The 25,411-nt window shown below is 53.8% G+C and carries 25 protein-coding genes; 6 read left to right on the forward strand and 19 right to left on the reverse strand.

All coding sequences use genetic code 11. From position 1 onward, the window contains the following. Window positions 1–341 precede the first annotated feature (341 nt). The 6 genes from yfcD to ACRDCA_RS25970 form a co-directional block, all read right to left on the reverse strand. On the reverse strand, window positions 342–917 hold the full coding sequence (gene yfcD / locus ACRDCA_RS25945; protein ID WP_438692082.1) for an NUDIX hydrolase YfcD: 576 nt from the start codon (window positions 915–917) through the stop codon (window positions 342–344). 142 nt (window positions 918–1,059) lie between these two features. Next, a complete protein-coding gene (gene yfcE, locus ACRDCA_RS25950; RefSeq protein WP_438692083.1) occupies window positions 1,060–1,611 on the reverse strand; it encodes a phosphodiesterase in 552 nt (183 codons plus the stop codon). 102 nt (window positions 1,612–1,713) lie between these two features. Continuing rightward, window positions 1,714–2,358 (reverse strand): RpiB/LacA/LacB family sugar-phosphate isomerase, encoded by a 645-nt coding sequence (locus tag ACRDCA_RS25955; RefSeq protein WP_021178550.1) that lies wholly within the window; start codon window positions 2,356–2,358, stop codon window positions 1,714–1,716. 45 nt (window positions 2,359–2,403) lie between these two features. Further along, window positions 2,404–3,165 (reverse strand): 2-dehydro-3-deoxy-D-gluconate 5-dehydrogenase KduD, encoded by a 762-nt coding sequence (gene kduD, locus ACRDCA_RS25960; RefSeq protein WP_438692084.1) that lies wholly within the window; start codon window positions 3,163–3,165, stop codon window positions 2,404–2,406. A 311-nt stretch (window positions 3,166–3,476) separates the two neighbouring features. Then, window positions 3,477–5,540 (reverse strand): right-handed parallel beta-helix repeat-containing protein, encoded by a 2,064-nt coding sequence (locus ACRDCA_RS25965; protein WP_438692085.1) that lies wholly within the window; start codon window positions 5,538–5,540, stop codon window positions 3,477–3,479. Window positions 5,541–5,630: 90 nt separating this feature from the next. Continuing rightward, window positions 5,631–7,196, reverse strand: a complete 1,566-nt coding sequence (locus ACRDCA_RS25970) for an MFS transporter (RefSeq protein ID WP_438692086.1) — start codon at window positions 7,194–7,196, stop codon at window positions 5,631–5,633. Between the two features lie 405 nt (window positions 7,197–7,601). Between ACRDCA_RS25970 and ACRDCA_RS25975 the strand changes: the two genes are divergently transcribed. The 6 genes from ACRDCA_RS25975 to ACRDCA_RS26000 all read left to right on the forward strand — a co-directional run bounded on the left by ACRDCA_RS25975 (window position 7,602) and on the right by ACRDCA_RS26000 (window position 12,756). Further along, the gene (locus tag ACRDCA_RS25975; RefSeq protein ID WP_438692087.1) at window positions 7,602–8,768 is read left to right on the forward strand and encodes an oligogalacturonate lyase family protein; all 1,167 of its coding nucleotides are present in this window, start codon (window positions 7,602–7,604) and stop codon (window positions 8,766–8,768) included. Window positions 8,769–8,794: 26 nt separating this feature from the next. Further along, entirely contained in the window at window positions 8,795–9,118 is a 324-nt protein-coding gene (locus ACRDCA_RS25980) for a cupin domain-containing protein (RefSeq protein WP_438692088.1), read from the forward strand. Window positions 9,119–9,756: 638 nt separating this feature from the next. Beyond that, window positions 9,757–10,368 (forward strand): LuxR C-terminal-related transcriptional regulator, encoded by a 612-nt coding sequence (locus ACRDCA_RS25985; protein WP_438692089.1) that lies wholly within the window; start codon window positions 9,757–9,759, stop codon window positions 10,366–10,368. 290 nt (window positions 10,369–10,658) lie between these two features. After that, window positions 10,659–11,288: a GSH-dependent disulfide bond oxidoreductase gene (gene yfcG / locus ACRDCA_RS25990; RefSeq protein WP_438692090.1), complete on the forward strand. Its 630-nt coding sequence runs from the start codon at window positions 10,659–10,661 to the stop codon at window positions 11,286–11,288. Window positions 11,289–11,445: 157 nt separating this feature from the next. Further along, window positions 11,446–11,823, forward strand: coding sequence for a dihydroneopterin triphosphate 2'-epimerase (gene folX / locus ACRDCA_RS25995; protein WP_438692091.1), 378 nt, complete (start codon window positions 11,446–11,448; stop codon window positions 11,821–11,823). Between the two features lie 27 nt (window positions 11,824–11,850). After that, window positions 11,851–12,756: a TIGR01777 family oxidoreductase gene (locus ACRDCA_RS26000; RefSeq protein ID WP_438692092.1), complete on the forward strand. Its 906-nt coding sequence runs from the start codon at window positions 11,851–11,853 to the stop codon at window positions 12,754–12,756. A gap of 122 nt (window positions 12,757–12,878) precedes the next feature. Here ACRDCA_RS26000 and hisP read toward each other — a convergent pair whose 3' ends face one another. The 13 genes from hisP to ACRDCA_RS26065 form a co-directional block, all read right to left on the reverse strand. Further along, window positions 12,879–13,652, reverse strand: coding sequence for a histidine ABC transporter ATP-binding protein HisP (hisP, locus tag ACRDCA_RS26005; protein ID WP_438692093.1), 774 nt, complete (start codon window positions 13,650–13,652; stop codon window positions 12,879–12,881). A gap of 17 nt (window positions 13,653–13,669) precedes the next feature. Continuing rightward, entirely contained in the window at window positions 13,670–14,377 is a 708-nt protein-coding gene (locus tag ACRDCA_RS26010) for an ABC transporter permease (RefSeq protein WP_025120689.1), read from the reverse strand. Then, on the reverse strand, window positions 14,374–15,060 hold the full coding sequence (locus ACRDCA_RS26015) for a histidine ABC transporter permease HisQ (protein ID WP_438692094.1): 687 nt from the start codon (window positions 15,058–15,060) through the stop codon (window positions 14,374–14,376). Before ACRDCA_RS26015 ends, ACRDCA_RS26010 begins: the two co-directional genes overlap by 4 nt. 97 nt (window positions 15,061–15,157) lie before the next feature. Further along, window positions 15,158–15,940 (reverse strand): lysine/arginine/ornithine ABC transporter substrate-binding protein ArgT, encoded by a 783-nt coding sequence (gene argT / locus ACRDCA_RS26020; protein WP_438692095.1) that lies wholly within the window; start codon window positions 15,938–15,940, stop codon window positions 15,158–15,160. A gap of 297 nt (window positions 15,941–16,237) precedes the next feature. Beyond that, on the reverse strand, window positions 16,238–16,810 hold the full coding sequence (locus ACRDCA_RS26025; protein WP_438692096.1) for a UbiX family flavin prenyltransferase: 573 nt from the start codon (window positions 16,808–16,810) through the stop codon (window positions 16,238–16,240). Between the two features lie 147 nt (window positions 16,811–16,957). Beyond that, complete coding sequence (gene purF, locus ACRDCA_RS26030; protein WP_438692097.1) at window positions 16,958–18,475, reverse strand: amidophosphoribosyltransferase; 1,518 nt, start codon at window positions 18,473–18,475, stop codon at window positions 16,958–16,960. Window positions 18,476–18,496: 21 nt separating this feature from the next. Continuing rightward, complete coding sequence (gene cvpA / locus ACRDCA_RS26035; protein ID WP_025120694.1) at window positions 18,497–18,997, reverse strand: colicin V production protein; 501 nt, start codon at window positions 18,995–18,997, stop codon at window positions 18,497–18,499. A gap of 471 nt (window positions 18,998–19,468) precedes the next feature. Then, window positions 19,469–20,215: a cell division protein DedD gene (gene dedD, locus ACRDCA_RS26040; protein WP_438692098.1), complete on the reverse strand. Its 747-nt coding sequence runs from the start codon at window positions 20,213–20,215 to the stop codon at window positions 19,469–19,471. Beyond that, entirely contained in the window at window positions 20,216–21,481 is a 1,266-nt protein-coding gene (gene folC / locus ACRDCA_RS26045) for a bifunctional tetrahydrofolate synthase/dihydrofolate synthase (protein WP_438692099.1), read from the reverse strand. A gap of 155 nt (window positions 21,482–21,636) precedes the next feature. Next, window positions 21,637–22,545: an acetyl-CoA carboxylase, carboxyltransferase subunit beta gene (gene accD / locus ACRDCA_RS26050; RefSeq protein ID WP_438692100.1), complete on the reverse strand. Its 909-nt coding sequence runs from the start codon at window positions 22,543–22,545 to the stop codon at window positions 21,637–21,639. Between the two features lie 228 nt (window positions 22,546–22,773). Beyond that, window positions 22,774–23,436, reverse strand: coding sequence for a DedA family protein (locus tag ACRDCA_RS26055; protein ID WP_438692101.1), 663 nt, complete (start codon window positions 23,434–23,436; stop codon window positions 22,774–22,776). Window positions 23,437–23,516: 80 nt separating this feature from the next. Then, entirely contained in the window at window positions 23,517–24,338 is an 822-nt protein-coding gene (gene truA / locus ACRDCA_RS26060) for a tRNA pseudouridine(38-40) synthase TruA (RefSeq protein ID WP_438692102.1), read from the reverse strand. Continuing rightward, window positions 24,338–25,348: an aspartate-semialdehyde dehydrogenase gene (locus ACRDCA_RS26065; protein ID WP_438692103.1), complete on the reverse strand. Its 1,011-nt coding sequence runs from the start codon at window positions 25,346–25,348 to the stop codon at window positions 24,338–24,340. Before ACRDCA_RS26065 ends, truA begins: the two co-directional genes overlap by 1 nt. Window positions 25,349–25,411 lie beyond the last annotated feature (63 nt).

Here is a 25,411-nt window from a genome sequence, read left to right on the forward strand (position 1 = left end):
ATTTCCTCAACGTCATTCAGCGGATGGCAAAAGTGTGACCAAAGTAGAAACGTTGTTTTGATTTTTTTGTTTAAAAATAGAAATTATCAAAACTAAGCCAACACAAAGATATAAGACACTGATAAATATGAACATTTGCTCTTGACCAATTTGTAACGCCAAGGATAGGAATTTTGATGAGATCGGTTAGTCAATTGTAGGTAGGTAACTCAGCCGATTTGGGGCAGGAGGAAAAGTATGACTGTCGTCATTGATGGTTACATTTGTGATTTCAGGCGGTTGATAGGGGGAAGGGAGCAGACGGCCTTACTACGCAATGGGCAGCAAGGCCGAACGGTAAATCAGGCGTCTTCCTCGCCAGAGTCGGCTCTGCTGTCACGCGGCAGCGGTTTACCGTAGTCCTGGCCATTATTACGCGTTAGCCATAACGATAATGCCTTCAGTGAATCGGGGGTGAACTCGTCGCAGCGGGCGGTGATCTCCTCCGGCGTCAGCCAGCTCACTTCGGCCACTTCTTCTTCTTGTAGCGCAAATGGGCCATTGGCGACGCAGCTGAACAACGCCCCCCAAATACGGCACTCGGTTTCTTCAAAGTAGAACAGACCATGCTCGGCAAACGGTACCCCGGCAATGCCCAGCTCCTCTTCCGCCTCACGGCGCGCAGAGTCCAATACGTTCTCCCCGCTTTGTACGACACCGCCTGCTGTGGCATCCATCCAGCCCGGGTAAAAATCTTTGTTATCGGTGCGCCGCTGCACCAAAATTTTCCCCATGCCGTCATGCACCACAATATAGGTCGCACGATGGCGCAGCCGTTGGGCACGCATCTGTTGACGACTGGACTGAGCAATCACTTCGTTTTGCTCGTTGACGATATCAACCCACTCGGTATCTGCAGCCTGATCCTGTTCCGCCATCCTGTAAAACCTTCTATTTTGGGCGCGATGCATGCCGCGCACTGGTTAATCAATGAGATTGCTTCAATGATTGTTATGGTGTTCCCCTGCTCTGCCAAGCCACAGCCATGGCTGTCATTTCCGAGCTACCGGGTCTATAAAATTAGTGCGTTAATGCTATCTCTGCAACAACCTTGCCGTTGTGCAATTCAACCACGCTCAAGACATCATCTGACAGTATGCCATAGCTGGCAGGAAAACCCCCTTTCGGGATACTGACCGAGCCAGGATTAAAGCAGTAGATCTCTCCCTGCCTTTGTGCCTGGGGTAGGTGCGTATGGCCATAGACCAGCACGTCTCCACCGGTTAAAGGCGGTAAAGTGTTGGGATGATAAAGGTGCCCGTGGGTTAAAAACAATCGTCTTTTCGGCAATAGCACCTGTTGGTAAGGCGCCATCATGGGGAAAGCAAGCAGCATCTGATCGACTTCACTGTCGCAATTACCGCGAACGGCAACGATCTTGTGACTAAAGTGATTCAATTGCTCGGCTACCTGCGCGGGCTGATAGTTATCCGGCAAGGCGTTACGCGGGCCGTGATTAAGCAAATCGCCCAGCAGTATCAGCCAATCGGCCTGGCTTTGGGCAAACAATTCGAGGATTTTGTCAGTGGCGGAGAGTGAACCATGCAGGTCCGAGGCGAACATCAGCTTCATAACCTTTCCTTTGCTGCGGAATAGGCAACCATTTTAACTGAGCTGAGTGATACAACAAGAGATCGATAACCAGGTGGCCGATATTCGGCCACCTGAAGAACATTAGGCGCGGGCCAGCAGTTCTTTGACAAACGCCACGATCTCCGGCTTTTTGCCGTTGGAGAACAGGCATTCCTGGAAGCGAGGGCCGCTAACCGCGGTCTTCACCAATTCCGGATCGATAGCACGCAGCGTATCAAGGTAGTTATCTTTGATCACCGCCTGCTTAACCTGATTGAGGATCCCGGCATTACGAACCTGAGGTTCTTTACGCTCCACCGGATAACCTTCACCTTTACGCCCGGTAAAGGCCTTCTCAAAGATATAGCGCACGTTCAGCTCTGCGCCCCAGCCGAAGCCTTTGGCAAACGGCAGAGACAGCGCATTACCGTTGTTGATCTGCGCGAACAGGAAGGCATCAGCAGGATCAATACAGTAACCACATACCACGCCAGGATGGATGTTCAGTGACATCAAAGCACCCTGCCCGGTACCGCAACCGGTGACCACAAAGTCGACCGCTTCGGCGTTCAGCAGAATGCTGGCCATAATCCCCAGATGGATATAGGTCAGATGGTGATCCTGCTCATCGCTCATCCCCACGTTGAACACTGCATCATGATTGCCAGCCGCAACCGCCTGCAATTGTTCGAGAACCAGCGCATTTTTACCCGCCTGGCTGTTTTCCATCATCAGTGCAATATTCATCTTCTGCTCTCCGCAAGTAAAATCAATCAGTTATTCTTTATCGAGTTAGCGAGCCAACCAACCGCCATCCACCGCAATGGTGTAGCCATTGATATAATCCGAAGCTGGGGAAGCCAGGAATACCGCCGGCCCCATCAGATCTTCTGGCAGGCCCCAACGGCCAGCCGGGATACGCTCAAGGATTTCTTCACTGCGAGCCTGATCGTCACGCAGTTGGCGAGTATTGTTCGTCGCCATATAGCCCGGAGCCAACGCGTTGACGTTGATACCGTGGCTGGCCCATTCGTTGGCCAACAGACGGGTAACGCCCATCACGGCACTCTTGGATGCAGTGTAAGATGGCACACGAATGCCCCCTTGATAAGACAGCATGGAGGCGATGTTGATGATCTTGCCGCCGGTGCCTTGGGCAATAAACTGGCGGGCCACCGCCTGCGACATGAAGAACACCGTCTTGATGTTCAGATTCATCACGTCATCCCAATCTTTTTCACTGAATTGCAGCGCATCCTGGCGGCGAATGATGCCGGCGTTATTGACCAGAATATCGATATGATCGAATTCGGCCACCGCGCGCTCCAGCAACTCTGGCAGCACTTCCAGCTTGCTCAGGTCGGCTTTCAGGCTAAGGAAACGACGGCCCAGCGCGGTCACTTTGGCAATGGTTTCTTCCGGCTCGACCACGTTAACACCAACGATATCACAGCCCGCCTGAGCCAGCCCAATCGCCATCCCTTGTCCCAACCCGGTATCGCAACCGGTTACAATCGCCACTTTACCCTGTAATGAAAAATTATCGAGAATCATGCTCTTGTCCTTAGTACTCAGGGCATCAGCGGCCCTTGTCAAAAGTGGGGATAGCGTTGCAATCCCGCCAGTGTCCGCAGCTTGCTGCCATACAGGGGGAGCGATGTTGCCCGCCCCTGTCATCATGATGGCGCAAGTCTAACGCTTATCGCTGACGCAATCAATAAAATTGAAACAATGTTTTATTTTAAATGAAAGTAATTTTTGGTTATGTGACATGCGCCGTTTTAACAAGGTCAAAAACGGCGCAACAGCAGCCGGTCCATTACATATGTTGGGACGCAGTTCACATGCTGCGCCCCTAAGGCGTTTTATTTCCCTGCTGACAGCATAAAGGCATTGTTGTCGGCGATATTCCCCACCACCGCATCGGCATATTCTCCCGGCTTGCTGCGTAGCGAAACGTTACCACTGAATGTGCCCTGCTTATCCTGGGTGGTATAAGGGCCCGGGCGGAAAATGTAGTTGAACCGCTGGTTATCAATCGCCGTGTTGTTGGTCACTTGCAGTGCGCCAGGATTGAAGTTGTCGGTAAACCCATCCATACCGTTTTCCATCGCCAGGCTATTGGTCACCTGGTGGGCCACTGGCAGCCCTTCGCCCCCCAGTTTGAAACCATTATTGACGTTGCGCAGCGCGACGCTGTTTTCAATGATCACCCGCCCGTTGGGGCCATCCTCGATCTTGTTAAACAGGTCAAAGCCGTCATCCACGTTGTCATGCGAGAAGCAGGCAACCAGCCGGTTCCCTTCACCCACGCGCATTTTGACAGCAAAGCCATCCGCATTGATCAGACCAGGATCCTTGTTGGCGTACGATTCCGCGTGAGTGATCAGGTTATGGCTGGCCCACAAAGGGCGATCCGCTTTGGCCGGGGAAGAAATGACAATCCCGGTATCATCCGCATGGTGTGCTACCACTCGGTCAAGGTGGTTATGGCTACCCGCAATATGCAGGCTTTTTTCCGTTACCGTGATGCCCTGAATATCCCAATAGCTGGCTTCCAGCTCCATCCCGCGCAGTACCACGCCTTCCCCAACCGGCCGCAGTTTTTTGGCATGCATGGCTGTGCCACTGGCCGCAGCAGGGATGACCGCCAAAGGGTAATCCCCCGCAGCCAGCCAAAGTGTGCCACCTGGCGTTAACGATTGTACTGCGGTGGCAAAATCCAGCGGATGCTGCTGGCTGCCATCATTTTCAGCTTTGCCCTGTGGTGAAACATACAGGTTGGCGGCATCGGCATAATGCACTTTACGCACCATCAGCTTATCGCTCTGGGCGCTGCCTTTTGGTCCAGTGAAACTGTAATCCAGCGCAGTTTCCGCCTTCTTCAGCACAACCTTCACCGCCAGCATCTCTCCGGCCTGCACCTTACGCTCTGCGGCAATGACCACGCCGTCCTGGCTCAGCGACAGAGTGCCACTCTCATTGCTTCGTAATTGGAAGACGTAATCGTCCGTGGCGGATAGTGGTGCAGAGCCGATTTCGACCTGCAGCGGCATCGCTTTCACCACAAACTCTTGCGCCGCCGGAAGCTGGCTTTCACTCAGCGTCAGGCTGGCCTGATTGACGGTAATGCGCGCGTTACGTGAAGCAAAGAAGCCCACGTAGTAACCTTCAGGATCCAGCTTGGTGACGCGGTGCGGATCGTTGGCCGTTTTACTGACCCAGTTGTCACTGCCCAGCGGGGCGTAGGCTGCGGTAAATCCCTGATCCGTCCGGGCCAGACGTAGCCGGAAGCTTGGCGTTTTCTGCAAATCCACCTCTGGCTGATAGCCTTCACGTTTGATCTCGACGCCTGCATTGCCCCAGGAATTGAGCACGCCGTTGCGGGATATCATCGTCATTTTGACCCGCTGATGATCTTTCTTATCCTGCGTCATGATGGCATTCATCACCATGTTGGACGCCGCCGGAAACTCCTCATAACCCTGCTGGACCTTCTCCAGTCTTGGTTTGCCGAGGATATCGCGGATCAACAACCCCGCCCCTTCCTGCCCGGCTGGCAGCGCCGTGTTTTCGGGGCCAAACTGATCGACCGTCACCTCCGCCTCCAGAACCACATTGGCAGTGGCCGGAATGCGCGTGTAATAGAAGGTCAAGCCATCGTGGCTATTGCCGATTTTGCCGCCCCGGCTTTCGACGTGGAACGGTGTTTTCAGCGGCCCGACCGGCATCGGTTTGCCATCAGCCATCGTCACCTGATTGGTACCCACCTTGTCCGGCAACACGTTGGTGGCAAAATTGACATCCGTGGACTGGCCGAAAGCAATGGCCTGCCACACCAGTTGATTAGCCGCAGGCAGCGGCGCGGCGGCACCGTTATGACATACGCTGGCCAGAGCAACTAATAACGACAGAGGTACGATCTTCATTTCCCTTTCCTTGTTTTTAATATGTAGGGATCCCCCCGCCGCGCTGGCGAGAAGATCCCATCACTGGTTTTTTGGGGAGATCAGGCCCAATCAGGCCGGTTTATACACAGGGGTAGCGACTTCGGGAGTGATATTCATCTTCTGGCAGATCTTGCTGTTGCCCCAGCATTGCTCGTAAGGCAGTCCTACCAGGTTTTCGATCACCAGACGGACTTCGGGTTTAATGTCGCCGATCTTGCCACCGGCCTTGATGCGGGCGACTTCGTATAACACTACCTGGTGGGTCTGGCGGTTAAGCTTCATCTGGCTGCTGAACACAATCGCCATCAGCGCCAACAAGATCACACCGGCAAAGAACACCCAGGAGATCGCGGTGATCGCGGTTTCGGGCTGAGTGTGAGACTTCGACTGGAAGCCGTAGTAACTGAGAATAGCCCCCATGGTGAAAACGATAATCGAGCGCATGATCTTGCCGGAGAAGGTCATCGCACCGGCATAGATCCCTTCACGGCGGCGACCGGTAAAGACTTCATCCACGTCAGCCAGGAAGGTGTACACCGTCCAGGGAATGTAATACACCCCACCGGTGCCCAGACCGAATATCACGGTGATACCGATGATGGCCGCAGTAGCAATATGCGCAGGCAAATTAAAGAAATGCAGCAGGGAGTAACAACAGACCGCAAACATCACAATACCAAGCGCCCAGCTGTAAGGTTTACTGAAGCCTTTCTTCACACACAGGCCAATAAAGATGGCCGTGGAGATCAGCTGCAAAATGGCATTCAGGCTGTTCAAGCCAGCCAGAATGGCGGGATCGTATTGCAGCACGAAGATCACGAAATAGGTAAATACCGAGGCGAATAACCATTCCGCGCCAAAGCCGAACAGATACATGCCCAGATGCTTGCGAAATACCCGCAGGTAGAAGGTCGATTGCATATCACGTGCTAACGAAACCAGGGTCTTAAGCAGCGATGCCTTATGCTTGACCACCGCCACCGCTTCATCCTTGCGCTCCCAGGAGAATAGATACAACACGGTGATGGCAATAAACAGGATCACGCCATAAGTGATACCGGTATACAGAAAAGGCTGTGCCGATTCTTTACCGTAGAGCAGAATAAATTGCCCTGGAATAAACGCCGCCAGGAAGTTGGCCATCTTGCCAAAAATCGCTTTATAGCCAGTCAGCTTGGAGCGCACGGCAAAATCATCGGTCATTTCGGTAGCCAACGTTTCGTAAGGCACCATCACCGAGGTATAGATCAACTCGAAAATCACGTAGGTGGCGAGGTAGTACCAAAAACCGAAGCCCTCAACCCACAGCAGCGGGTAAAAGACCATCAGTGGCGCGCCAATCAGCAGGAAGAAGCGCCGCCGTCCAAAACGCTTACCGAGCCAGGTGTTGCCAAAGTTATCGGTCAGATAACCCATTACCGGATTACTGATAGCATCGATGACACTCGCTACCGAGAAGATAAAGGACGCTTCCAGCAGCGTCAAACCACAAAACGTGGTGTAAAAATAGAGCAGCCAGGCACCGCTGATCGCCAGCGCACCGCTGCCCAGCAGGTTACCCCCACCATAAGCCAGCTGATGCCCTAACCTGACCGTTCTTCCCTTACCCAGAGCGTTAATACCATTAGTTGTCATCGTTTCTTCTCGCAAACAAAAATAATGAACCACAATTTCATTTTTACAGGAATAACGTTTTATACTTTTAGGTGAGTTATGATGTTGTGATGAAAGTCACATAAAAAATAAGGAGATCTTTTTAAACCGACTTAAAAAAGCGGGAAGCCTCTGGCCGCCAAGGATTACTGTGATCGCGAGCATGCAACGGCGTCATGCAGGTTGGCTATGAGCAAAACCGCTATCTGATATCAATCGTGCAAACAGCAACGATTTATGCGATACAGCTCTCATAAATCACCCGTTCGGGTTGGCCTTATTCGTCACTTTGATATCATTTTTCTAAATTTATGAAACGATGTTTTGTTTTTGTTAAAGGATCGTCTGAACAGCGGCGGTTTATCGATAAGGTCAAGGGAGGCCATCGTGGCTAAAGGTTCAATCCACAAGTTCAATTTCCATCGTACGACCGATGCCGGTACTGGCGCACAAATCACCCGCCTGACGCCGCCTGAGGTACTGTGCCACCGCAACTACTTCTACCAGAAGTGTTTCACCAACAACGGCAGCAAGCTGTTGTTTGCCGGCGAATTTGACGGTAACCGCAACTACTACCTGCTGGATCTGCAACTGCAGCAAGCGGTGCAGCTGACCGAAGGCCCTGGCGATAACACCTTCGGCGGCTTTTTATCGCCGGACGATCGCTTCCTGTATTACGTGAAAAATGAGCGTGAGCTGCGTCGGGTCGAGCTGAGCAACTGTAATGAACAAACCGTTTATCGCGTGCCTGAAGAGTGGGTTGGCTACGGCACCTGGGTGGCTAATAGTGAATGTACCAGCCTGGTGGGCATCGAAATCGATCGCCAGGATTGGCAACCCCTGACCGACTGGAAAATTTTCCACAGCTTCTTCACCAAAAACCCGCATTGCCGCCTGTTGCGTGTCGATCTGGCCAGCGGTGAATCACGCGTGATCTATGAGGACCGTCTCTGGTTGGGCCACCCAATCTATCGCCCACATCATAGTGACTGCGTCGCCTTCTGCCATGAAGGGCCGCACGATCTGGTCGATGCCCGCATGTGGCTGATCAACGAAGACGGCAGCAATATGCGTAAGGTAAAAGATCACGCCCCAGGCGAGAGTTGCACGCACGAATTCTGGGTGCCGGACGGCTCGGCCCTGATGTACGTCTCTTATATGAAAGGTCAGCAACAGCGCAATATCTGCCGCTACGATCCGCAAACCGGCCAGGATGAGGTGGTAATGAGTATGCCTGCCTGTTCCCACCTGATGAGCAACTACGATGGCAGCCTGCTGGTGGGCGACGGCTCGGCTACCCCGGTTGATATCAAGGATGCACAGGGCTACACCATTGAGAACGATCCGTGGCTTTACGTATTCGATGCCAAGCAACAGCGGCAGGCTCGCCTGGCCGCACATAACAGTTCATGGCGCGTGCTGAATGGTGACCGCCAGGTTACGCATCCGCACCCCTCCTTTACCCCGGATAACCGGCAAGTGCTGTTCACCTCCGATTTTGAGGGTGAGCCCGCTCTGTATCTGGCCCGCTTGCCAGAAGATCTTTTTGCTTGATAGCACAGCTTCACTGAGGAATAACCATGTTTATCTACAAACAGGATTGCGCGCTGGAAGATTTGGGGAATGGCGTTACACGCCGTATTCTCGCTCATGGTGGCACCATGATGGCGGTAGAGGTCAACTTTACCCAAGGCGCTGTCGGCCCGTTGCACAGCCACCCGCACGAGCAACTGACCTATGTGCTTTCCGGCCGCTTCAGCTTCACCATTGATGGCGTCACCCAGGAAGTGGCTGCCGGAGATACCTTGTACAAAAAGCCCGATGTAGTACACGGCTGTGTGTGCCTGGAGGCCGGAACCTTACTGGATACTTTCACCCCTCAGCGTGAAGATTTCCTGAGCTAATCCCCAGTGCCCCCGGTCATTATCGGGGGCAATATAGATCAATAATCCAGCGGCAATTCCCTTCAGCCAAAACGGCTTATCCCACCGGCTATTATTCAGTTTTTCCTGGTTTTGGGCGGCAATATGCCAGCAGAAAACCACTCCCTGACGGGAAATATGAACAATCCCTATTTTCCATAATAGAAGCTGAACATATACCCCAAACGAATATATAAGATTATTCTCAGTCATTCATTAGCCAGTGATGATGCATGAACTTATCTTTTGATTTCATTGAAATAATTGGTAACTTATCGATAAAATCAATTGTTTTTATCCAATCGATCTATTTTATTGATCATTAAAATCAACTCTGCTATCCTATGCAATATAATTTATCAATATAAATCAATAGAATGAGTTAAGTTAATGGCTTACTGCGAGTCTGTAGCCTGTTGCCCACATTGTGATATTTCTATCACCTACGTAGGGAAAGTCCCTCCCTACACTGAGGGGGCGAGCTGCTGCTGCACATGCGGTAAAAACGCATTCTGATTGTCAAAAAATCGGCACCAAACCGTGCACGTAATCGTGCAGATTGCGGCCCATTCGCCAAAGCGTGCGCCAGATAGGATTATTACTGATTAGGATGATCATCTATGCCTGATATTCATTTCTACACGGTGGGTAATGACCGCTATTACGCCGCTGGTTTGCACGCGCTGCTCAGGCACGGTGAAACGTTGGCCCACGATAAAATAGCGCTGCATGAATTGCCTTTTGAAAAAGAGACATTCGAGAGCCACACGCTGCCAGAGCTGAAAAATAACGCCTGTGACTTTCTTATTTTGGATTGCAGCTGCGGCTTTATTAATTACTACGGTGCCTGTTCCGCGCTCTATAGCGCCCTGGAACAGGGCACGTTGAATGCCAGGATCATTCTGCTGTATGAAAACAGCCTGTGCCTGACCAACCCGGATATGTACAACCATTTTATCACTCTGGATAAAAATGCCCGCGTAGAGGAAATCTTGCTTTCGATGTTCCCGCTCACTACGATGCCGGATGAACTTGATACCGAGGCAACGGAAACAACGAGCCACCAGTATCTGACCACCAGAGAGCTGATCATCATTAACGAAATCTACAGCGGTGCTCTGCCTTGTGAGATAGCCAAAAAGCTCAAGCTCAGGTTAAAAACCATTAACTGCTATAAAAACCGGGCGATGAAAAAGATCAGCAGCAAAAGGCCTCAATATTTGCATCCTTGAGGCTGTGACAGGCTAGACGGGGCAGCATGCAACTGCCCCTAGGCCAGGAGCCGGTTAAAACGCCTTAATTCTTCCTACCCCCTCTCCATCTACACTCCGCACACCAAAGCCTGGATCCAACATCATGCGATCGTATAAGCTGTAACAGTACCCTCAGCACTCTCAGAGAAAGCCGTTGTGGCGTTTGTTTGATCAAACCCCACTGGCACCATCAGGGTGCGCCATAGCCTCAAACATACCAACCGATCCATGCTCATCTTATCTTGCTGTTTTATAAGGAGTATTATCATATGATTGATCTGTATTACGCACCGACTCCAAACGGGCACAAAATTACCCTGTTTCTGGAGGAGGTTGGTTTACCTTATCGTATCCATCGCGTAAATATCAGTGCTGGCGATCAATTCACCCCAGCGTTTTTGGCCATTTCCCCTAACAACAAAATCCCCGCTATCGTCGACCAACAACCCGTGGACGGCGGTGCCCCGATCAGCGTATTTGAATCGGGCGAGATCCTGTTCTATCTGGCAGAGAAAACCGGCAAACTGCTCAGCAAAGGGGTACGCGAAAGGGCTGCGACACTGCAATGGCTATTCTGGCAGGTGGCCGGATTCGGGCCGATGCTTGGTCAAAACCATCACTTCAATCACTATGCTCCGCAACCCGTCCCCTACGCGATAGAACGCTACCAGCAGGAAACCAAGCGCCTGTATGGCGTGCTGGAAACCGAATTGCAGCGGCACCCTTATCTGGGTGGTGACAACTACAGCATTGCCGATATTGCCACCTATCCCTGGGTCGTATCTCACCCGCGCCAGCGCATCGATCTGGAAGATTATCCGGCGGTGCGTAACTGGTTTGAACGCATTCGCAACCGTCCGGCAACGGAACGTGCCTACCAACTGGCAGAGCAAGCCTGATGCAAGCCAGCCCCTCTCGGTGTACGGAGAGGGGATAACTCTCGAAAACCGATGTGATCTCCCCCGCGTTGCTCTCTTTAAGCGTCTGGCTACATTATCTTTTCTTCACTTTCCGTGTATTCTGAGTACAAACAATCAGACCTCCGGAGAATCTCTGATGCCATGCCAGCAACCCGATGCCATTATCCGTATTAAAAACCTGCGGTTACGCACCTTCATCGGTATCAAGGAAGAAGAAATCAACAACCGTCAGGACGTTCTGATCAACGTGGCGATCCACTACCCGGCGGACAAGGCGCGTAACAGCGAAGACATCGACGACGCCCTCAACTATCGCACCATCACCAAGGCGATCATTCGTCATATCGAAGACAACCGCTTCGCGCTGCTGGAAAAATTAACCCAGGATGTGCTCGACATAGTGAAACAACATCCATGGGTGACCTATGCTGAAGTAGAGATAGATAAACTGCTGGCCCTACGTTATGCCGACTCGGTTTCCATGACCATGAGTTACCAACGGGAAAGCGCTTAGCACTCACCCCTACCAGGGAGGCCGAACATGAAGATCCTGATTACCGGCGCAACTGGGTTGATCGGCAGTAGCCTGACCAGGCAACTGTTGCACCTTTCGCATGAACTCACCCTGTTGACGCGCGACGTCGCCAAGGCACGGGATAAGTTTGGCGATCGGCTCAGCTACTTGCCTTCGCTCGATGAGCTTCACGCTCTGGACGGTTTTGATGCCGTGATCAACCTGGCGGGTGAGCCGATTGCTGACAAGCGCTGGAGCAAGGCGCAGAAAGAGCTACTGTGCCGCAGCCGTTGGGACTTGACCGAACGCCTGGCCACGCTGATTGCGGCTAGCCAGACGCCGCCTTCGGTGCTGATTTCCGGATCGGCGGTCGGTTATTACGGCGATCAAGGTCAGGCGGTAGTGACGGAAGACGAAACCCCGCACGATGAATTTACCCACCAGCTGTGTCAACGCTGGGAGGCGCTGGCCCTGCGGGCGCAAAGTAGCTATACGCGAGTCTGCCTGTTGCGTACCGGCGTCGTCCTGTCGCCCAAAGGTGGAGCGCTGGCGAAGATGCTGCCGCCATTCCGCCTGGGTTTAGGCGGGCCGATCGGCAATGGCCGTCAGTACCTGCCCTGGATCCATATTGACGATATGGTCAATGCCATCATCTTCCTGCTGGATAATCCCCCGCTGCGTGGCCCCTTCAATATGGTGGCCCCTTATCCGGTGCATAATGAACAGTTCACCGCCACCCTGTCCAAGGTGCTGGATCGCCCCGCGTTTATACGGGCACCCGCCTTTGCCATGAAGTTGTTGATGGGGGAAGCGGCGGTGTTGGTGCTGGGTGGGCAGCGGGCAGTGCCGAGGAGGTTGGAAGAAGCGGGGTTTGTTTTCCGTTTCTTTGAGCTGGAACAGGCGTTGGATGATGTGATCAATCAGCAGGCTTAGCCCTCACCCCTACTCGTTTGCAAGTAATAAGGTCAACTCAACAGGTACGTCACCGAACTTGCAAACCCACTCGATCGGTTCCCTCTCCTTTTGGGAGAGGGTTAGGGTGAGGGGCAAAATATCTACTTCAGCGCACCAGAAAGGAACTGCTGTAAACGCGTGCTTTTGGGGTTGCCGAAGACTTCCGCTGGCGGCCCCTGCTCTTCAATCAGCCCCTGATGCAGGAAAATGACGTGGCTGGAAACATGGCGCGCAAATTCCATCTCATGCGTCACCACCACCATGGTTTTCCCCTCTTCTGCCAGCTTCTGCATAATGCGCAGCACTTCGCCCACCAGTTCAGGATCCAGCGCCGACGTTGGCTCATCAAACAGCAAGACTTCCGGCTCCATCGCCAACGCCCGGGCAATAGAAACCCGCTGCTGTTGCCCACCGGAGAGATGCACCGGGTATTTAATCTGCGCGCGCGCGTCAATACCAACCTTATCCAGATAGCGTACCGCTCGTTCGCGCGCCTCGGCCTTGCTCAACCCTAATACCTGGATGGGCGCTTCCATCACGTTTTCCAGCACCGTCATGTGGCTCCACAGGTTGAAATGCTGGAACACCATGGTCAGGCGGGTACGCAACAATTGCAGCTGTTTCTTGTCGAAGACTCTTAGCTGGCCGTCCTTGTCCCGCACCATGCGAATATTTTCATTATTCAGGCTGATAGCGCCTTCGCTGGGTTTTTCCAGGAAGTTGATGCAACGCAGAAAGGTACTTTTACCGGAGCCGGAAGAACCGATAATGCTAATCACATCGCCCGCATTGGCCGCCAGGGATACCCCTTTCAGCACTTCATGGTCACCATAACGCTTGTGCAGTTCGGTGACGGCTAATTTTTGGTCAGGCATAGTGAATTCCCCGTCATTCATCGATGAGTTACGTGCGCCATCCAGCGTTTTTCCGCCCTGCGGAACAGGCTGATCAACGTATAAGAGATGATGAGATACAACACGGCCGCAATGCCAAAGGCATAAAACGGCTGGTAGGTTGCCGCGTTGATATCGCGGGCAACTTTCAACAGGTCCGGCACCGTGGCGGTAAAGGCCAGCGCGGTAGAGTGCAGCATCAGAATGACCTCGTTGCTGTACATCGGCAATGCCGAGCGCAGCGCCGAAGGCAAAATAATGCAGCGATACAGCTTAAAGCTGGAAAACCCATAGGCCCTGGCCGCCTCAATTTCCCCATGAGGTACCGCACGAATCGCCCCGGCGAAGATTTCCGTGGTATAGGCACAGGTATTCAGCGTTAATGCCAAAATGGTGCAGTTTAATCCGCTGCGGAAAAACGCGTTGAGCAGTTCGGTACCCCGCACGATCTCCAGACTGTACATGCCGGAATAAAATACCAACAGTTGTACGTACAGCGGCGTACCGCGAAAAACGTAGGTATACAACCACACCGGGTAGCGCACCCAACGGATGGAAGAAACCCGTGCCACCGCCATCGGGATGGCCAGCAGGCCGCCCATCACCACCGATGAGATCAGCAACCACAGCGTCACCGCCACGCCGGTATAGCGATAACCATCGGTCCACAGCAGTTGCTGCCAGTACTGATGCAGGATATCGATCATAGTTCGGCCCTTTTGACACCCAGTGAATAACGCCGCTCAAGCCACAGCAATACGCCGTTGGAAAGGGTGGTGAAAAGCAGATACACCAGGCCTGCGACAATGGCATAAAAGAAAGGCTGATAGGTGCCCTTGCCGGCCAGTTGCGTGGCTTTTACCAGATCGTTGAGACCAAGAATGGAGACCAAGGCCGTCGCCTTGAGGATCACCTGCCAGTTATTACCGATGCCGGGTAATGCAAAACGCATCATGGCCGGAAACAGAATACGGCGGAAAATCTGCCCGTTGCTAAAACCGAAGGCGGTCGCCGCCTCGATCTGACCACGTGGCACAGCCAGATAGGCCCCCCTGAAGGTCTCGGTAAAATAGGCTCCGTAGATAAAGCCCAGGGTAATGATGCCCGCCCCCAGCGGATCGATATCTATCTGTGAGAAACCAATAGACTCCGTCACGGTGTTGAGGGCAATTTGCAGACCGTAGAAGATCAACAGCATCAACACCAGATCCGGCACGCCACGGATCAAGGTGGTATAGGCACCAAAGATCGTGGCAATAACAGGGTTTTGTGAAAGTTTACCGCCAGCGCCGATCAAACCAATCACCACTGCCAGCAATACGGAACTGAGGGCCAGCTCCAGCGTCACCAGAGCCCCCTCAAATATCAGTTGGGAGTAACCTTGTAGCATTTACGTCACCCTGTCGTCATTGAGCACGTCGCGACACTCCAGCCAGAACAGGCCCGGAAAACCGGGCCTGTTACCATCGCAGAGTACAAGACAGGTATTAGCCGCCGTAAACGTCAAAGTCGAAGTATTTTTTCGCAAACTTGTCGTAGGTGCCGTCTTTGCGCATTTCGGCAAAGGCTTTATCCAGCGCCGCCTTCAGCTCGGTTTCATCCTTACGTAAGCCCATGCCGGTGCCCACGCCAAAGAACTTATCGTCTTTTACCGACTCACCGGCAAACGCGTATTCCTTGCCCGGGGGCTGCTTCAGGAAGCCTTCACTTGCCGCCACTTCATCTTGAAACGCGGCGTCAATACGCCCGGAAGCCAGATCCGCATACACCAGATCCTGATTCTGGTAAGGCACCACGGTCACGCCTTTTGGCTGCCAATTGGCAATCGCATAGGCTTCCTGGGTGGTCCCCTGCAATACGCCGATGCTTTTGCCCTTCAACGCATCGACAGTTGGCAGGATCTTGGAGCCTTTTGGCGCGATCAGGCGTGAGTTGGCCGCAAACAGCTTGTCGGTAAAGGCAATTTCCTGCTGACGTTTTTCAGTAATGGACAGAGAGGAGATGATAGCGTCGATTTTCTTCGCTTTCAGGGAGGGGATCAGCGCGTCAAAATCGCTTTCCACAAAGGTACATTTGGTGTTTATGCGTTTGCACAGTTCGGTAGCCAGATCGATATCGAACCCAACCAGTTGACCCTGCGCATTTTTCGACTCAAAAGGCGCATAGGTAGGATCGGTACCAATTTTCAGCGTGGAAGGTAATGCGGCAAATGCACTGCCAGCCGCGCTCAAAGCCAAGATCAAAGGGAGAACCAAAGCATGCTTTTTCATAAGTACCCTCAAATGGATATTTTTGCCGATGCCACTACGGGCATTACTTTCATCACACACAGGATCTGCAGTAATCATGCCACTTTGTCGTTATCAAGCGTGGGGAACGGCCACGCTCTGTTCAAAGCACTTCCCAGAGACAATGAACGACAAAATGAACGGCAAACTCGGGCTTCGCCATGGAAAACCAGCAAGATTCGGATACAGAGTGCATGGTGAAGCGGGATCATTATGATGCATCAATCGCACTAAATCAGTGCGATGTTGCACAAATGTATAAATTTGAGGGTAAAATAGTTAATTAACGCCTTGCCAACGCGTGAAGAGATCGTGCGGCAGTTCGATATCAAACTGGTCGATCACCCGATTTACGGTTTGATCGATAATATCGTCAACGGTTTGCGGACGATGATAGAAGGCCGGGACCGGCGGCATAATCACCGCCCCCAGTTCCGCTGCCTGCGTCATCAGCCGCAGATGGCCCAGATGCAGCGGCGTTTCACGTACGCAGAGCACCAATGGCCGGCGCTCCTTGAGCACCACATCGGCAGCGCGAGTCAGCAACCCGTCGCTATAGCTGTTGACGATGCCAGATAAGGTTTTGATTGAGCACGGTAAAATTACCATTCCCATAGTTTTGAAAGAGCCGGAAGAAATGCTGGCAGCAATATCGCGCGCATCGTACACCACATCGGCCAAAGCCTGAACGTCGCGCAGGCTTAGCGTGGTTTCCAACGCCAATGTCTGGCGTGCAGCATTGCTCATTACCAGGTGAGTTTCCACCTCTTCCACGTCACGCAGCACCTGCAATAAGCGCGCGCCGTAGATAGCGCCGCTGGCGCCGGAAATACCGATAATGAGTCTTTTCATCAAACTGGCCTCTGCCGGGAATATCCCGTAAGGATAGCCGAATCGGGGTAGGCTTTGCAGCAACCTTCGCAGATTAACCGCCGGAAAAAGACAGTGCACCGTAACTAACGCTACGGTGCACCGTTTTGGTGACACAGGGCAGGCGAGTTAGCCCTCGTTGTGCATTTCCAGATTTTCTGCTTCGGTCTGGCCGCGCAACGCTTTGGCATCGTCATTACGCAGCGTTTCCAGATATTCCAGATAGCTCTGGTCAACATCCTTGGTCACGTAGATACCGTTAAATACCGAGCATTCGAACTGGACGATGTCCGGGTTCTCTTCGCGCACGGCGGCAATCAGATCTTCCAGATCCTGGAAAATCAGGCCGTCTGCCCCGATAATCTGGCGGATTTCGTCCACTTCACGTCCATGGGCAATCAGCTCCGTCGCGCTCGGCATATCGATACCGTAAACGTTAGGGAAGCGGATCTCCGGGGCGGCAGAAGCCAGATAAACCCGTTTGGCCCCGGCATCACGCGCCATCTCCACGATCTGCTCCGAAGTGGTACCACGGACGATGGAGTCATCCACCAGCAACACGTTCTTGTCACGGAACTCGGCACGGTTGGCGTTCAGCTTGCGGCGTACCGATTTACGGCGCGCCTGCTGGCCCGGCATGATAAAGGTGCGGCCAACATAGCGGTTCTTGACGAAGCCCTGGCGATACGGCTTATCCAGAATGCGGGCAATCTCCAGCGCGATATCGCAAGAGGTTTCCGGGATCGGGATCACCACGTCGATATCCAGATCTTCCCATTCGCGCGCAATCTTCTCACCTAACTTCTGCCCCATACGCACGCGGGCGCTGTAGACGGAGATTTTGTCCATAAAGGAATCAGGACGGGCAAAATAGACATATTCGAACAGGCAGGGATTGGTTTTTGGGTTCTCGGCGCACTGGCGAGTGAACAGTTGGCCTTTTTCGGTGATATACACCGCTTCACCCGGCGCCACATCGCGCAGGAAGTCGAAGCCCAAGGTATCCAACGCCACACTCTCAGAGGCCACCATGTACTCACAGCGGCCATCTTCCAGCTCACGTTTGCCGATCACCAGCGGGCGAATGCCGTTAGGATCGCGGAACGCCACCAGACCGTGGCCGATAATCATGGCTACGCAGGCATAAGCGCCACGCAGTTGCTGATGCATCGCGGCAACGGCGGTAAAAATGTTGTCGGACTCCAGAGGATAATGCGGGAAACGGTCTAGCTCGGTGGCCAGCACGTTCAGCAGGATCTCGGAATCGGAAGTGGTGTTGACATGACGACGGCCACGTTCAAACAGCTGTTGGCGCAGTTCGTGGGCATTGGTCAGGTTGCCGTTGTGTGCCAGCGTAATGCCGAACGGCGAGTTGACATAAAAAGGTTGAGCTTCTGAAGCGCTGGAGCTGCCAGCCGTTGGGTAACGCACATGACCGATGCCCATATTGCCCTGCAAACGCAGCATATGGCGGGCTTCAAATACATCCTTCACCAGACCATTGGCCTTGCGCAGGCGGAACCCATTATGGGCATCAATAGTGACGATGCCAGCGGCATCCTGTCCACGATGCTGAAGCACCATCAATGCATCATAAATCGACTGGTTTACCGGCATAAAACCGGCGATACCGACAATACCGCACATGTTGTCTTTTCCTCTAAGCCGCTACCGCCCCGGTAATTGGGTTGGTAAGAAACTCGACGTGCTTTGCAGATAGTCAAAGAACCATCTGATGATGTAACTGAACTGGGGGACCAGCTGTGACTGTTTCCAGTCCGCACTTTGCGACAGGCTGGTAAAGGTATCCAGGAAGAACAGTATCGCCGCGACGATCAACACGCCGCGCAGTGCGCCGAAACACACGCCCAGCACCCGATCGGTGCCCGATAACCCGGTTTTCTCTACCAGTGACCCAATCACATAGTTAACGATAGCGCCCACAATCAACGTTGCGATAAACAAAATGGCAATCGCAATGCCGTTACGTACCAGCTCATCTTCAAAACGGGTGAAGTAGGCTGCAAGGTATGGGTAGAAATGGCTGGCGACAAAGAACGCACATCCCCATGTCACAAGTGACAATGCTTCGCGAACAAAACCTCGGATCAGGCTCACCAGAGCCGAAAATCCAATCAACGCTATAATGACGTAATCAATCCAGACCATGAACTATTCCAATGATGAATCGCCCCTGCATCCAATCGCGGCGAATTCTAACAGAAAAAGAAAACGTTTGCGTAGCGGATTTCCCACCACGTAACAAATAAAAAACGGCGATGCAAAAATTGCTAATCGCCGCACCTACATAGGATCTTTGGCCTGCGTAGGCACATTTTTAGTAGTGATTTGCCAATGACTCCTCCTTGAGCGCGTTAAGGGCATTCACTTCAGCGATCGGCCCCTCACCCTAACCCTCTCCCACAGGGAGAGGGGATCGTCCGAGTCACTATTGCCGGTTGTGATGCCATTTCTTTTCCCTCCTGATATTTAGGGAAAAACTACCGGCTTATACCCTATGGATTTCAAGTTGCAGCTAGGCGACAAGCTATCTCATCCCCAGGAGCTTACTTTTGGGTAAGTGACTGGGGTGAGATAGCGCAGGTAACAACGCTGCAGCTTGAAAGACGACGGGTATAATTAACGTGCGCTATACGCCTTCACCTGCCCGCTTAAACCACTGATGCCATTCAACTCCGGCAGTGACGCCTGTAGCTTCTGCTTCGAGGCATCCGGGCCAACGTAGATACGGGTGATCTCACCCTGTACCGGCGTGGATGGCACGGTATACGCCCGATGCCCAGACAAACGCAACGAAGCGACGATCTCATTGACCTTGGCGGCATTCTTCAACGCCCCCAACTGCACCACGTAAGCCTGACCCGCCGGTGCCTTTTCCTCAACCGCTGGCTTGGTTTCCGGCTTCGGCTCTGGTTTCACTTCCGGCTTTGGCTCTACCCTTGGCGGCGGTGACACCGGCTTGGGTTTCACTTCCACGGGCTTCACTTCCACCGGTTTGGTTTCTACTGGCTTAGGCTTAACTTGCTGAACCGGCTTGGTTTCGATTGGCGGCGGAGCAACCACCGCAGGCTGCTGCCGCGGTTGAGTAGTTTGATTAGCCGCCTGCTGGGCGGAAGCCTCGGCGGCGGCCTGCTGTTGCTCAACCAAAGCACCCGCCCCCTCCGGCGGCACTGACGGTAGCGCCTGATTGGCCGGCGGGATCACATCGATTTCATGCGCATCGCCCGGTTTAGGTACCAGCGGGATCGCCGCAAACTCATCCTCATAATGCTTCTTTTTGCCGTCAAGCAACCCCGGCAGGATAATCACCCCCAGGGCAACCAAAATCACGGTACCAACCAGTCGATTCTGAAATTTACTTGCCACTCACACTCCCCGCCTCTCGTCTAACGCCGCCATCACATGTGCCACGGTGTGGAACGAACCACAGACGATCACAATATCCTGAATATCCGCGTCCTGCATAGCCTGACGCCAGGCAGTTTCGACATCGGCAAACTGGCGTGGTTCCGTCAAATACTGCGCCAGCAGCTCAACGCTGGCCCCGCGCGGGCCTTCCAGCGGCGCACAGTACCACTCATCCACCTGTTCGCTCAGGCAGGCCAACGTACTGGCAATGTCTTTGTCCGACAGCATCCCCACCACGGCGCGTACCACACCGCCATTGCGTGGCAGCTTCGCCAACCGCCCGGCCAGATAGGCCGCCGCATGCGGGTTATGGGCAACGTCGAGGATCAGCTGCGGGTTATGCTGCACAGTCTGAAAACGCCCTGGCAAAGCCGCCTGCTGTAAACCGGCAAAAATCGCTTTCTCATCGATTTCCAGCGCTGAGTAATGCAGCGCAGCCAATGCCGTTGCCGCATTCGCCAAGGGGACGTTAGGCATAGGCAGATCGGTCAGGCGTGTGCCATCCCCTTCCCATTGCCAGCGTTCGCCCTGTTCGCTGAATGACCAGGCTTCATCACGACGATACAGCTGCGCGCTGAGATCTTGCGCTACCTGCCGAATGCTGTGTGGCATATCCGGCTCACCGACCACGGCAGGCTTGCCGCCACGAAAAATCCCCGCCTTCTCGCGGCCGATGCTTTCACGATCGTGGCCTAGCCAGTCGGTGTGGTCCAGCGCGATGCTGGTGACCACGGCAACGCTTGGCTCGACGATATTGGTCGCGTCCAGACGCCCACCCAGCCCCACTTCCAGGATCACCACGTCGAGCTTGGCCTGTTTAAACAATTGTAGCGCCGACAGGGTGCCAAATTCGAAATAGGTCAGCGAGGTTGCGCCCCGGCCAGCCTCAATCGCGGCAAAGGAGCGGCTGTGTTCGGCCTCGCTCAGTTCTTCGCCCTGAATGCGCACCCGTTCGGTGTAATGCACCAGATGTGGTGAGCTGTAGACCCCGACCCGCAGTCCGGCCGCCAGCAAAATGGCCTCTAACGTGCGGCAGGTGGTGCCCTTGCCGTTAGTCCCGGCAACGGTAAATACCGTAGGGGCAGGAGTGAGAAGGTCGAGGTGCGCCGCAACGTGTTGTACACGCTCCAGGCCGAGTTCGATCGCCTGGCTGTGCAGACGTTCCAGATAGTAAAGCCACGAGCTCAATGGCGACGTGGCTTGGGGAATTTGGTGGTTTTGCATGAGTCCCATCACTGACTTTGGGTTCATAAATCCGTAAGACACAGCGCCCTGACGGCGTCAAAAGCGATGTTCTTCGTTTCCCGCCGCAACTTAGCCACAAAGTGGCGGCGGAACCCGGCATGGGCTTGTACCTATGCCGGGTCTCTGTCTTTTCCTCAGGCGTCGGCCTGATTTTCCTGAGCGATGACCGGCGCGCTCTCATCGAAATGAGGCTGCGGCTGGTTGGTCAGCTTGGACAGAATGCTGGCCAGGGTCTGACGCATCACCGGGCGGCGCACGATCATGTCGATAGCGCCCTTTTCAATCAGGAACTCACTGCGCTGGAAGCCCGGCGGCAGTTTTTCGCGTACGGTTTGTTCGATAACCCGTGGCCCGGCAAAGCCGATCAGCGCTTTTGGCTCGGCAATGTTGATATCGCCCAGCATCGCCAGGCTGGCAGACACGCCACCCATGGTCGGATCGGTCAGCACCGAAATGTATGGCAGACCACGCTCTTGCAGCTTGGCCAACGCGGCGCTGGTTTTTGCCATCTGCATCAGCGACATCAGCGCTTCCTGCATACGCGCACCGCCACTGGCTGAGAAACACACCAGCGGGCAGTTATCTTCCAACGCCTGCTCAACCGCACGCACAAAGCGCGCGCCGACCACGGAAGACATCGACCCCCCGATAAAGGCGAATTCGAAGGAAGCGGCGACGATCGGCATGCCATACAGCGTGCCCTTCATCACCACCAGCGCGTCTTTCTCGCCGGTGGCTTTCTGTGCGGCAACCAGACGATCCTTGTATTTTTTGGAATCCTTGAACTTCAGAACGTCTTTCGGCTCCAGCTCGCTGCCCAGTTCCACTTCACTGCCTTCGTCCAGCAGGGTATGCAGACGCATACGGGCTGACATACGCATGTGGTGGTCGCACTTGGGGCACACCTCAAGATTACGCTCCAGTTCGGCGCGGTAAAGGACCTGACCACAGCTATCGCATTTGGTCCAGACCCCTTCAGGAATGCTCACCTTACGGGTTTGCGTAACATTGCTTTTATTGAGAATTCGTTCAATCCAGCTCATCGATGACCTTTCTGTTTGAACCTGGCAGACACACGTCCGCTGTTCATGCTTTAACAATCCCCCCGAAAACACACCCAAAACATGCCGAGTACAGCGCAGCGGGTGCGCTACCAGAGCATTGGCTTCAGGGCCGTTCGCGGGAACAGACCATAAATGTCGCTCATTAAACCATATCGGCCCGACACTGTGGATAAAAAACTGGTCGAACCGACGGGTTAAGCGGTGTTTTTACTGTTTTTGTTGGCGGGCAGCCGCGCGTTTATGGCGCCAGATTTCAATCACGCCGGGCAAAATGGATACCAGGATGATGCCCACAATCAACAACTTCAAGTTTTCCTGCACGATCGGCAAGTCGCCAAACAGGTAGCCAGCATAAGTGAACAGCAGCACCCAAAGTAGCGCACCAATCACGTTATAGGCAGCAAAATGGCGATAGGACATATGCCCCATACCGGCGACGAACGGCGCAAAGGTACGCACGATCGGCACAAATCGCGCCAGAATAATCGTTTTTCCGCCGTGTTTCTCGTAAAACTGGTGGGTTTTATCCAGGTAGCTACGACGAAAAATTTTCGAATCCGGGTTGCTGAACAGCTTTTCGCCGAACAGCCGTCCAATAGTGTAGTTGACGGCATCGCCGATCACCGCCGCAATCACCATCAACGCCACCATGGTATGCACATTGAGATCGTTGGAAGGCAGCGCGGCCAGCGCACCAGCGACAAACAGCAGAGAATCCCCTGGCAGGAACGGCGTGACCACCAGCCCGGTTTCACAAAACAGGATCAGGAACAGAATAGCGTAAACCCACATACCGTATTGTGCGACCAGTTCTGCCAGGTGCACGTCAATATGCAAAATAAAATCAATCAGAAACTTGATAATGTCCATAAACTCTCTCAATTGACCGGGTGTCTCTCCCACCCGGCGTTTGCGCCCCAAAATAACGCATTAATCTGCCATGCGGCCAGTTAATCGTCGGCTAAAAACAGCGGCCCCATCGGTGGCCGGGGTAATGCGAACGACTCTGGATAATCAACCGCGACCAGATACAGGCCTTCGGCCCGTGCGGTAGCGGCCGCCAGGCTGCGATCTTTCAGCGCCAACAGCTCGCCCATCCAGTTCTCATCCTGATTGCCACAGCCAATCTCCATCAGGCTGCCTACAATATTGCGCACCATGTGATGAACAAAAGCGTTGGCCTTTATATCTACCACGATATATTCGCCATAGCGCGTAACCTTAACGTGTTTTACGTTTCGCCACGGCGTGCGCGACTGGCATTGCACCGCCCGGAAGGAGGTAAAGTCGTTTTCCCCCAAGATGGCCTGCGCCGCACGATGCATGCGATCGGCATCCAGCGGATGATAAAAGTGCGTCACCCCCTGTTGTAAAATCGCCGGGCGATAGCGGTGGTTATAAATAATGTAGCGATAACGCCGCGCGGTGGCGCTGAAACGAGCATGAAAATCGCTGCCGACTTCTTTCACCCAGCGTACTGCGATATCCGGCGGCAAATGGCTATTCACCCCCATCGTCCAGGCGGCATCTTTGCGCAGTGCGGCGGTTTCGAAATGCACCACCTGCCCGGTGGCGTGTACCCCGGCATCGGTTCGCCCGGCACAAAATACGCCGATCGGCGCGTCCGCCACCTTGCTCAACGCTTTTTCCAGGCAGGCCTGAACGCTGGTGACCTCTTGCTGACGCTGCCAGCCGTAATAACGGCTGCCGTCATACTCAATCCCCAGCGCAATTTTCAGCATTGGCTGGGTTGGCAACTCCACCTCGGACATCAGTACATCTGCTCCTGCAACAGCCGCTCAGCGGTTTCGATCGCCATCAACGCGCCGCCAAAGCGCACGTTATCGGCCACCGACCAGAATTGCAGCATCTCGGGGATGCCGTAATCGTTGCGCAGGCAACCAATGCTCAGCATATCGCTACCGGAGGCTTCGGTAACCTGAGTCGGGTAGTCATCTTCTTCGCTCAGTTGAATGTCTTCAGCCTGCTCCAGCTCGTGGCGAGCTTCTTCTGCGGCTATCGGGCGCAATGCTTCCAGATGCACCACTTGCGCATGACCATAGAAGACCGGTGATTGAACACAGCTTACCGAGATCGGCAGCCCTTCATCCTGCAACACCTTACGCACCTGATCGACGATCAGACGCTCTTCACGCACGCTGCCCTGCTCATCGGTCATCAATGGCAGCAGGTTAAACGCCAACTGCTTGGCGAACACGCCCGGCTCGGCAGGAATGCCGTTCAGCAAACGCGCACTCTGGCCAGCCAGGTCGTCCACGGCAACTTTACCGCGTGCCGAAACCGACATCAGCGTGGTGACGTGCAGGCGGGACAGCCCGGCCTGTTCGGTCAACGGCTTAATCGCCGTCAACAATTGGCTTACCATGCTGTCGGCCACCGCCACGATATTACGGTTGCGATAATCCGCCAGTACCTGCGGGTTAACGCCAGGCACCACCAACGGGACATCCGGCTCCAGGGCAAAATAGCCGCTGGTATCGATCACCAGGCAGCCCATATTGCCAGCATCATCCGCATAACGGGCAGAGGCTTCGCTACCGGCAACAAAAAACGCCAGCTGCGCCTGCGACCAGTCGAATTCTTCTACGTTTTCGACCAACAGAGACTTGCCGTTGAAGCGCACCGTCGCACCGGCGCTACGTTCGCTGGCTAAAGGAAAGAGTTCACCCACCGGGAACTGGCGTTCCTGTAGCAATTCCAGCAACGCTTCACCTACTGCGCCAGTGGCACCGAGCAGAGCGATATTCCAGCCGTCAGACATTGGGTTTCTCCAGAGTATTTGATTCAAATGCAATCGGGCGGTGCATTTACCGCCCGATAAACG

It is taken from the genome of Serratia sp. (in: enterobacteria) (genome assembly GCF_051654945.1).
Lineage (GTDB): Bacteria > Pseudomonadota > Gammaproteobacteria > Enterobacterales > Enterobacteriaceae > Chania.

Coding starts and splice junctions, on each gene's coding strand:
- ACRDCA_RS26010 (WP_025120689.1), bottom strand. CDS start 14,377: ATGATCGATATCCTGCATCAGTACTGGCAGCAACTGCTGTGGACCGAT.
- purF (WP_438692097.1), bottom strand. CDS start 18,475: ATGTGCGGTATTGTCGGTATCGCCGGTTTTATGCCGGTAAACCAGTCG.
- ACRDCA_RS25955 (WP_021178550.1), bottom strand. CDS start 2,358: ATGAATATTGCACTGATGATGGAAAACAGCCAGGCGGGTAAAAATGCG.
- cvpA (WP_025120694.1), bottom strand. CDS start 18,997: ATGGTCTGGATTGATTACGTCATTATAGCGTTGATTGGATTTTCGGCT.
- truA (WP_438692102.1), bottom strand. CDS start 24,338: ATGTCCGAGGTGGAGTTGCCAACCCAGCCAATGCTGAAAATTGCGCTG.
- folC (WP_438692099.1), bottom strand. CDS start 21,481: ATGCAAAACCACCAAATTCCCCAAGCCACGTCGCCATTGAGCTCGTGG.
- ACRDCA_RS25980 (WP_438692088.1), top strand. CDS start 8,795: ATGTTTATCTACAAACAGGATTGCGCGCTGGAAGATTTGGGGAATGGC.
- ACRDCA_RS25970 (WP_438692086.1), bottom strand. CDS start 7,196: ATGACAACTAATGGTATTAACGCTCTGGGTAAGGGAAGAACGGTCAGG.
- accD (WP_438692100.1), bottom strand. CDS start 22,545: ATGAGCTGGATTGAACGAATTCTCAATAAAAGCAATGTTACGCAAACC.
- ACRDCA_RS26000 (WP_438692092.1), top strand. CDS start 11,851: ATGAAGATCCTGATTACCGGCGCAACTGGGTTGATCGGCAGTAGCCTG.
- ACRDCA_RS26025 (WP_438692096.1), bottom strand. CDS start 16,810: ATGAAAAGACTCATTATCGGTATTTCCGGCGCCAGCGGCGCTATCTAC.
- ACRDCA_RS26015 (WP_438692094.1), bottom strand. CDS start 15,060: ATGCTACAAGGTTACTCCCAACTGATATTTGAGGGGGCTCTGGTGACG.
- ACRDCA_RS25985 (WP_438692089.1), top strand. CDS start 9,757: ATGCCTGATATTCATTTCTACACGGTGGGTAATGACCGCTATTACGCC.
- yfcD (WP_438692082.1), bottom strand. CDS start 917: ATGGCGGAACAGGATCAGGCTGCAGATACCGAGTGGGTTGATATCGTC.
- ACRDCA_RS25965 (WP_438692085.1), bottom strand. CDS start 5,540: ATGAAGATCGTACCTCTGTCGTTATTAGTTGCTCTGGCCAGCGTATGT.
- yfcE (WP_438692083.1), bottom strand. CDS start 1,611: ATGAAGCTGATGTTCGCCTCGGACCTGCATGGTTCACTCTCCGCCACT.
- ACRDCA_RS26055 (WP_438692101.1), bottom strand. CDS start 23,436: ATGGACATTATCAAGTTTCTGATTGATTTTATTTTGCATATTGACGTG.
- folX (WP_438692091.1), top strand. CDS start 11,446: ATGCCATGCCAGCAACCCGATGCCATTATCCGTATTAAAAACCTGCGG.
- yfcG (WP_438692090.1), top strand. CDS start 10,659: ATGATTGATCTGTATTACGCACCGACTCCAAACGGGCACAAAATTACC.
- argT (WP_438692095.1), bottom strand. CDS start 15,940: ATGAAAAAGCATGCTTTGGTTCTCCCTTTGATCTTGGCTTTGAGCGCG.
- kduD (WP_438692084.1), bottom strand. CDS start 3,165: ATGATTCTCGATAATTTTTCATTACAGGGTAAAGTGGCGATTGTAACC.
- hisP (WP_438692093.1), bottom strand. CDS start 13,652: ATGCCTGACCAAAAATTAGCCGTCACCGAACTGCACAAGCGTTATGGT.
- ACRDCA_RS26065 (WP_438692103.1), bottom strand. CDS start 25,348: ATGTCTGACGGCTGGAATATCGCTCTGCTCGGTGCCACTGGCGCAGTA.